9 protein-coding genes and 1 pseudogene are annotated in these 7,532 nt (G+C 68.7%); 6 read left to right on the forward strand and 4 right to left on the reverse strand.

The genetic code is table 11. The features are described from left to right. A partial coding sequence (locus tag AC27VN_RS26735; RefSeq protein ID WP_490878488.1) for a molybdopterin cofactor-binding domain-containing protein occupies positions 1-474 on the reverse strand: 474 nt, incomplete at its 3' end. A gap of 484 nt (positions 475-958) precedes the next feature. Between AC27VN_RS26735 and AC27VN_RS26740 the strand changes: the two genes are divergently transcribed. The 5 genes from AC27VN_RS26740 to AC27VN_RS26760 all read left to right on the forward strand — a co-directional run bounded on the left by AC27VN_RS26740 (position 959) and on the right by AC27VN_RS26760 (position 5,265). Continuing rightward, a complete protein-coding gene (locus tag AC27VN_RS26740) occupies positions 959-2,326 on the forward strand; it encodes an EAL domain-containing protein (RefSeq protein ID WP_490878489.1) in 1,368 nt (455 codons plus the stop codon). Then, positions 2,323-2,694, forward strand: a complete 372-nt coding sequence (locus AC27VN_RS26745; protein ID WP_296799051.1) for a hypothetical protein — start codon at positions 2,323-2,325, stop codon at positions 2,692-2,694. Before AC27VN_RS26740 ends, AC27VN_RS26745 begins: the two co-directional genes overlap by 4 nt. Positions 2,695-2,889: 195 nt before the next feature. Further along, on the forward strand, positions 2,890-3,621 hold the full coding sequence (locus tag AC27VN_RS26750) for a Crp/Fnr family transcriptional regulator (RefSeq protein ID WP_490878490.1): 732 nt from the start codon (positions 2,890-2,892) through the stop codon (positions 3,619-3,621). A gap of 191 nt (positions 3,622-3,812) precedes the next feature. Further along, positions 3,813-4,049: a hypothetical protein gene (locus AC27VN_RS26755; protein ID WP_490878491.1), complete on the forward strand. Its 237-nt coding sequence runs from the start codon at positions 3,813-3,815 to the stop codon at positions 4,047-4,049. Positions 4,050-4,191: 142 nt separating this feature from the next. Next, complete coding sequence (locus tag AC27VN_RS26760; protein WP_398494106.1) at positions 4,192-5,265, forward strand: hypothetical protein; 1,074 nt, start codon at positions 4,192-4,194, stop codon at positions 5,263-5,265. Between the two features lie 54 nt (positions 5,266-5,319). On the opposite strand, the gene AC27VN_RS26765 is transcribed toward AC27VN_RS26760, so the two are convergent. Then, on the reverse strand, positions 5,320-6,063 hold the full coding sequence (locus tag AC27VN_RS26765; RefSeq protein ID WP_490878492.1) for a hypothetical protein: 744 nt from the start codon (positions 6,061-6,063) through the stop codon (positions 5,320-5,322). Positions 6,064-6,295: 232 nt separating this feature from the next. Here AC27VN_RS26765 and AC27VN_RS26770 point away from each other — a divergent pair, with 232 nt between their 5' ends. Further along, on the forward strand, positions 6,296-6,724 hold the full coding sequence (locus AC27VN_RS26770) for a hypothetical protein (protein ID WP_490878493.1): 429 nt from the start codon (positions 6,296-6,298) through the stop codon (positions 6,722-6,724). A gap of 38 nt (positions 6,725-6,762) precedes the next feature. On the opposite strand, the gene AC27VN_RS26775 is transcribed toward AC27VN_RS26770, so the two are convergent. Both AC27VN_RS26775 and AC27VN_RS26780 read right to left on the reverse strand, forming a co-directional pair. Continuing rightward, positions 6,763-7,047, reverse strand: a complete 285-nt coding sequence (locus AC27VN_RS26775) for a hypothetical protein (RefSeq protein WP_296799062.1) — start codon at positions 7,045-7,047, stop codon at positions 6,763-6,765. A 134-nt stretch (positions 7,048-7,181) separates the two neighbouring features. Next, positions 7,182-7,532, reverse strand: a pseudogene (locus AC27VN_RS26780) (bifunctional Delta(1)-pyrroline-2-carboxylate/Delta(1)-piperideine-2-carboxylate reductase); the annotation flags it as partial.

A 7,532-nucleotide genomic window follows, 5' to 3' on the forward strand; every position in this document is an offset into this window, starting at 1 on the left:
TGGCAACCACTGGTCGACGATGCCCGACGATCCGCCGCTGCCCCAGAGCCCGGGCACCTCGCGCAGCAGCTTGCTGACCACGTGGCGGGTGCCGCGCTTGAGCGCGCCGTCGTCGTCGGGCTTGAACATCGGCAGGTTGTCGAGCAGCGCCGCCTGGTTGTTGTAGATCGGGTCGTAGCCGGCCTGCTCGAGCCGCAGCTGGGCAAGGTCGGCATCCATCTCCTCGGCCAGCAGCATCGTCAGCCCGGTGTGGATGCCCTGGCCCATCTCGGCCGCGGCCATCATCAGCGTGACCGTGTCGTCGGGCGACACCTTGACCCAGCCGTTCAGAGCCACCTGGCCGCTGGCCATGGCAGGCAGCGGCTCGGCGGTGGTCAGCCGCTGGCGCGTGGGCGAGGCGGACCAGCCGACGACCAGCGCACCGAGGGTGGCGGCCGTGCCGAGCAGGAAATGGCGGCGTTTGAGGGCGGGCATGGGGCGGACTCCGTGCGGCTTCGAGCGGCCGCGATGGGCGGGAGTGTGCGCGGCGCACCGCGGGCTTGCCAATCCGATTGCGCCAATCGAACGGCGGATCGCGCCAGCCGGCGGGCCCGGCCGGGCCGGGTCCGCGCGCCGACCCGGTGTTTTCGGCCGGCCGGCGGTTTTTTTGAGCCCCGGCTCCGCGGCGCCTGTGAGCTAGGACACATTTGTCACCAGAAAGTTAATGCGGGTTGCTACCGGGATCCGTAGTATTCATTTCGGTTTAAGCATCTCATGCGCAATCCGCATAACGGCCCGTTTTCGAACGTGCAACGGCCGACCTCGCGTCGGCAGTGGAACCACCCCAGCGTGTTGCGGTTCGGCGAACTTACCTAGCGGAGGAAACCAGATGGCCGTACGTGATCGCGTCACCAGCCCCGTGGCGCTTGCCTTGCCGACGCCAAGGCCCGGTCATGTCGTGCGGTCCATCGTCGCGCCCATGGTCGCTCGCCTGCGGGCGGGCTTCGACGGGATCCGGCGCCCGAACCTGGCCGCGCCGCGCCATGCGCCGCGTGGCGGGCCGCGCGAAGGGCCCGTGGCGCAGTTCCCCGTTCCGTCGGCGCCCCTGCCGTCCGGCACCGGCGCGCCGGTGCGGGCCTGCGCCTTCGTCTTCATCGCGAACCTGCCGCAGCTCATGGAGGTCTACGGCGCCGAATTCGCGCTGCACGCCAGCATCGAGATCAAGTACCGCCTGCTGACGAGCTTCGTGAGCATGGCCGACGCCGACCTCGCCATGTTGCGGCACGACTGCTTCCTGCTGTGGAGCAACCCGGCGTTTCCGGTCGAGGACGCGCAGGCGCGGCAGGGCGCCTCGGCCCGGCTCGAGAGCCTGCTCACGGGCCTCGGCGGCATGCCGGTGCAGCTGCGCGACACGCGCGCGCTGGTGCAACTGCACGTGGGCTGGAGCGACGCGCCCAGCCCCGGGCGCATGAGCCAGGCCGAGGTCGAGCTGCGGCTGTGGGCCGCGCAGCCGGCGCCCGACTTCCAGCTCGCGCAGACCGAGGGCTGGCAGCGGCTCTACCGCGAGGACATGGAAGTCGCGCTGCAGGTCAGCGACGCGCTGCATGCGCGGCGCCTCGCGATCGAATGGCATCCCGTGGTGGGAGCGCCGGCGCAGGCCGCCGCCTTCGCGGCACCGCTCTATCACGAGGCGCGCTTCCACATCGAGGGCGAGCCGCATGCCGCCGCCGCGCTGCGTTCCGAACTCTTCATGCCCTGCCTGCAGCGGCTGGGCCTGGTGCGTACCTTCGACCACCTCGCGGCCGGCCGCGTGGTGCGGCAGCTGCGCCTGGGCGGCACCGTGCGCCTGGGCCTGAGCATCTCGGCGCAGAGCGCGCGGCGCGACCACTGGTGGGCCTCGCTGATGGTGCTGCTGCGGCGCGAGCCCGAGCTGGCGGCGCGACTGGTGGTCGAGATCGCCGGCGAGCCCACGCTGCCCGATCTCGAATCGGTGCGCGACTTCTGCCTGCAGCTGCAGCTCTGCGGCTGCCGCGTCGCCATCAAGCATTTCGGCGGCGACTCCGGCAACCTCGCCGCGGCCAAGGTCTGCCGGCCCGACATCATCAAGCTCGACCCGGTCTTCATCCGGCGCGCGCGCGAGGACCGTTTCGGCCGCGAGCTGCTCGAGGAGATGCTCGCGCTGTGCGGCAGCTTCGCGCCTTCGATCGTGGTCGACGGTATCGAGCGCGAGGAGGACATCCGCATGGCGCTCGACGCCGGCGCCGAGTGGCTCCAGGGCTGCGGCATTCCCGCCGGCGCGCCGCTGCACGAAGGCACGCTTGCGCGCGGCCCCGGGGGGCGCGCGTGAATCCTCCCTCGCCCGACTTCCATCTGCAGCTCGCGCGGCTGGGCGCGCAGATCGACGTTTTGCAGCACACGCTGCAGGAGGTCATGCGCCACGGCGTCCTGCTGCAGGGCGAGCGTGCGCGCGAGAAGCTGCTGGCGCGCGACCAGTACCTGGCGCTCGAGGCCGCGATCCGCGAGCAGGAGCTGCGCGATTCGCCCGCGCTGCGCGCCGTGCGTTCGGTGTGCGCGGCGTGCGCGACGGGTGCGCGGGCGCAGGCCGATGGCGCGCTGCCCGATGGCGCGAGAAGCACGGAGGACGCGGAGGGCTCCGATGACTCGGATGACGCCGACCGCGCGCGAGCTCGTGGCGTGCCGGACTCCTTCGCCTAGCGCCGCCATCCGTCCGTGGCGCGGTGCGCCCCTTCCGTCGCCCGCGCACACGGCCGCCATTTCGGCCGCGCCATTCCCCCTGCCTCCCGCTCGGGCCACCCTGCATGTCCCGCCCCGGGGAAGCGAATCGGATGGAGCCTGTTTCCGACCATGTATCTGCATTCCCTTTTTCGAAACGTCCCGGCGGCGGAGCGCGTGGCGCTGGTCGCGCGCAGCGAATTGCGGTCCTTCCGGCGCAACGAGACCGTGCTGCGGATGGACGAGTGGACCGACAAGGTCTACTTCGTCGCCTCGGGACTGCTGCGCGTGGTGGTCGGCGGCAGCGGCGGCAGCGCGGCGGTCACCACCGACTTCGTGCGCCCGCGCGACCTGTTCCTGAGTCCCACGCTCGACGAGGCGCGCTACCAGTCGATGGCCAACCTCGTGGCCGCGCTGCCGAGTTCGGTCTACCTCATTCCCGCCGCGGCCCTGCACGACATCTGCGCCCGGCATCCGTCGGTCGCGCTCGAGCTGCTCGAGCTCACCGTCAAGCGCATGACCATCATCCGCAGCCAATTGCGCCGCATCTCCTCGCTCACCTCCGAGACGTTGGTCGCGCGCGTCCTCTACGAACTGACCCAGCTCGCGCCGGCCGACACCGGCGGCTTCGACAAGCGCATCTCGCAGGCCGTGATCGCGTCGTATGCGGGGCTGTCGCGCGAGGTCGTCAACAAGACCATGCGTGAGATGGAGAACCGCGGCCTGCTGTGGAAGGACGAGCACGGCATCCACGTGGTGGCCGATTTCGCATCGACCGACCATGGCAGTTTCGAGTCGCTCGAGCCGCACTCGGCGGCCGACGAACGCGAGGGCGACACGCCTTTCATCGCGCCCGACGAACTCGATCTGCTGCGGACCGCGGGCGAGCGCGGACCGGGTGCGAAGTGAGGCGATGCACGCACCGTGCATGGCCGTTGTTTTCCGCCCGCCTGTTTGGGGCGAGCTGTGAACCGCCACACAGTTGCGATGCGATCGCGCGTGCGTCGCGAGGGCTCGATTCCTAGCATCGAAACCATGCGGCGATCCGTGCGATTCGAGCCCTCGCCGCGATCACGGATTGCGCACCTCTCGAGGCTTTCATGAGTTCCATCTTCTCCGCTTGCAACTGCAGCATCCACTACCTCGGCCGCGTCCAGCGTTCGGGCTGGATGCGGTTCTTTCCCTGGATGCGGCTGTACCAGTGCGCGAACTGCAAGAAATTGCAGTTGCTGCCGCAGAGGGAGGTGGATCGGGCGAAGGCGGCGTATGGGAGCCGGGCGACCTACGGAAAGGGCGGCCGTGACGCGACACCGCCTACTACAGCACCGCGCGCCTGACCATCCTTCCGTGGAATGAGGCGTGGAGCGGGTGCAACGGTCATCGAGAAATCACCGCAGCCTGGTAAGCGCATCTCCCGAGCTTCGATCGTCTCCCTTGTAAGATTTGGACTACAAATTCAAATGGAGCGAGGAGAGTCTCATGAAGGAAGTTCGCAGGCTGTCGCCGATCATGCTCGGCGCGTTGGTGATGCTCACGGCGTGTGGTGGTGGAGGAGGGGGTGGGGGCGGTGGCTTCCCGATGCTCCCCGCGGCGCCTCCGCCGAGCGCCGCCGGACCCGCGCCGGCACCGGCGCCTTCGGATCCGGGGCCGGGTCCGACCGATCCCGAAACGAATCCGCCGGAGCGTCCGATGGTGACGACGCCCTATTCCTTCAAGCTCGGGAGTGCGAACGCCCTGGACTTCAAGGCACTCTTGGCCGAACTCCAAAGTCCCGAGATGGCCGGCCGCCTTTCCGATCTCACGATACCGATCAGGGCAACGCCATCCCCCGAAGGCCGCGCCATCTATCGAGGCCAGGAGAATGCCCCCGCGTATCTGCATCGTGGGGTGTCGGCGCAGGATGCAACCAGCCTGGCCACTCTTCAGTCACAGGGGGCGGACGGCTATCGGGTCATCGCCAGTTCCTTGGCGGTGGATGCGGGATCGTTCATGACCATCTTCAGCAAGGACACCAGCAAGGACATCCGGTACGAATACGTCGATGCGGGCGCGCTGCCGCAGACGAGCGCGGAAGCGGCAAGCTTCCTCGAGTCCCTGAACAAGTTCGGGCAGCAGGGATACTGCGCCACCAGTGCCACGATCACCCGCAACGGCAACCAGGTGTCGATCACGATGTTGCTCGGCCGCGAGAAACCGACCACCGCGCGGTGCTCCTTCGAGATCCTTCCCACGACGCCCACCTATGCCGGTTTCATCGCGCAGGGGAATGAGAAGGGCGCGAACGGCGGCAAGTTCAGTGCCGCCCTCGGCATCGACGGCACACCCAAAGTCCTGTTCGTACGAGACGACGCCCAGAAATCGACGTTCAAGTACTACGCCACGGAATACACATCGACGGCGGAACCGGGCAGCATCGAGCAGGCAAGCGATTTCGTGAAGATCCTGAACCGCGAGGGTGCGCTGGGCAGCAGGCCTTTCCAGCAGTACCAGGAAAACAATCGCTACTACATGATCTTCACCACCTCGTACGACTGCAAGGGCCTTCTCTGCTGAAGCGGCAACGGGCGTCCGCGAGACGCCCGTTGCCATCCTCCCGAGCCTGTACCGTCAGCAGGCCGGGGCCTGATCGCAAGCCGCCCGCCGCAAGGCCTTCGCCTTCCTTTCCAGTGCGGGATCCCACTGACCCAGGTGCGCGAGAAAGTCGTTGGTCACCAGCTCCAGCGTGCCTTGCTCCGTGTCCCAGGTCAGCACATCGGGTTCATTGCCGGCGCGTCGGCTGAAGGTCCTTCGCGTGGGTGGACCATGGCGTGTCTCCAGCGTCCTGGCCAGTTCCTGCAACTGCGTTGCATCGAGTGCCTTGAACGGGGTCTCGCTGCGAGGCGTCCTGGCATGCAGCGGGGTCTCGACGGCGTAGAGCAGGTCTTCGATGAACGCGTAACGCGCCACGGTGAAGCCCTCGAAGTCGACGCCCGCCACGTCGACCAGCACGATCCCGGGCACGCTGCGGCGCACGTGATAGTCGGCCAGACCGCTGCCGCCGACGCCCATGGTTCCCGATCGGACGATCCTGCTGCCTTGCGCGATCCAGGCGAGTTCGGCTTCCTGCCGGGTCGTCTTGCCCAGCGTGAGCGCGATCGGTGACGACGGTGCGGGCAGGTCCCCGATGTTTTTCGTGCGCGCCAGGCTGCCCAGGTTGCGGTCGGTGGTCGACGGCGCCCAGGCAGGCGACAGCACCGAGAGTTGGGCGCGGCCCTGGCCCGCAAGAACGAGTAGGCAGGCGGCGAGGCACAGGCGTGCCCACGGGTTGCTGGCAAGGGTGGTGTCTTGCGTGCGGCGGGTGGATGGCTTCATGGACCAGGAAAGGGGGAAGAGGCCTCCGATGCGGGGCGCGGCCGATTCTCCGCTCCCGTCGCCGCGCCGATGCCCTGACTAGCAGAACCCGCTCGACTCGGCAGGCGCGCTCCCCGGCAACCTGCGTGCGTCCGGGGACGTCATCAATCCGCCTTACAGGAGGACTACCGTGATTCAGGGTTTCCCCTAGAAGAAAACCCTGTCCAAACAACTCCTCTGACATCCAACCGACATGAAGACCTCTTACCAACTCGCCCTCGCGGCCGCTTTCGCCGTGATGGCCGTGGCCTCCGTCCAGGCCCAGACCACGGGCGGCCGCAGCCGCGAAGCCGTCGAAGCCGAAGCCATTGCCACGGCCCACGCGCCCGACCAGAACGTGACCCGCGGCTCGCGCGGCCCCGAAACGGTGAAGCCGATGGCCGACGCCGATGCGGTGTACCAGCAGGCCGTGGCCACCGCCCACGCGGCCGACCAGAACGTGACCCGTGGCTCGCGCGGCCCGGAAACGGTGAAGCCGATGGCCGATCCCGCGAAGGTCTACAACGAAGCCGTGGCAGCCGCATCGGCGCCCGACCAGAACGTGGTGAGCGGTTCGCGCGTGAACAGCAAGGTGATCTCGACGATGCAGAACCCGGCGCTGACCGCGGCGCAGGGCAAGTAAGAAACAGGGGACGACTGGGCCGAGGGCCCGGCGTTTTCTCAGGCGAAGGAGGTGCGCGGCGGCGTGCCCGAGGCCATGCGGCGCAGCATGGCGTTCTGCCGCGCCTCCTCGGCGTCGCGCAGGCTCTTGGCGGCGCGCGCCGCGACATAGCTCACGTACAGCGTCTCGATGGCGCGGCCCCAGTCGTGGGCCTTCTGCGAAACCCCCTCGGCCTTCACCGGCGAGCCCGTGACGACGTGCGTCGACAGGTCGTCCTCGGGGCGCGCGGGCACGTCGATGCCGGCCTTGCCGAGGATGGCGGCTTTCTGAACGATGGTGAGCATGCGTGGGTCTCCCTGTGTGCAATGCCAGATTAACGGCCGTTCGCGCGGCGCGCCATCCGTCGCTTGACGTATGCGCGCGCCATCGCGAGGCGCCGACTGGCCATAAGCACTAGGCGTGCCATGCAGTCATAGGTCTACAGCGAGGCCGCGGCCGACGACGACTGCCACACCAGCGTGGCGGCGGTCAGGTCCTCGAGCGCGCTGCCGACGGCCTTGAACACAGTGCGCTCATCGCTGTCGGGTCGCGTGCGGCCGCCGCATTCGCCGCGGCACAGCGCGGCCAGCGTGCCCTGCACCGCCTCGGCGCGCAGCGTGCCGGCCGCGATTGCGTCGAGCAGGTCGCCGGCCTTCGTCAGCGCCTCGGGCGTGTCGATGAAGGTGCGCGCGTGCGCGAAGCACTGCGCATCGGCCTCGCGCATGGCGGGCGTGAAGCTGCCGATCAGGTCGAGGTGCGAGCCCGGCGCGAGCCATTCGCCGCGCACCAG

The sequence above is a fragment of the Variovorax sp. 20P10.2.4 genome, from assembly GCF_058244205.1.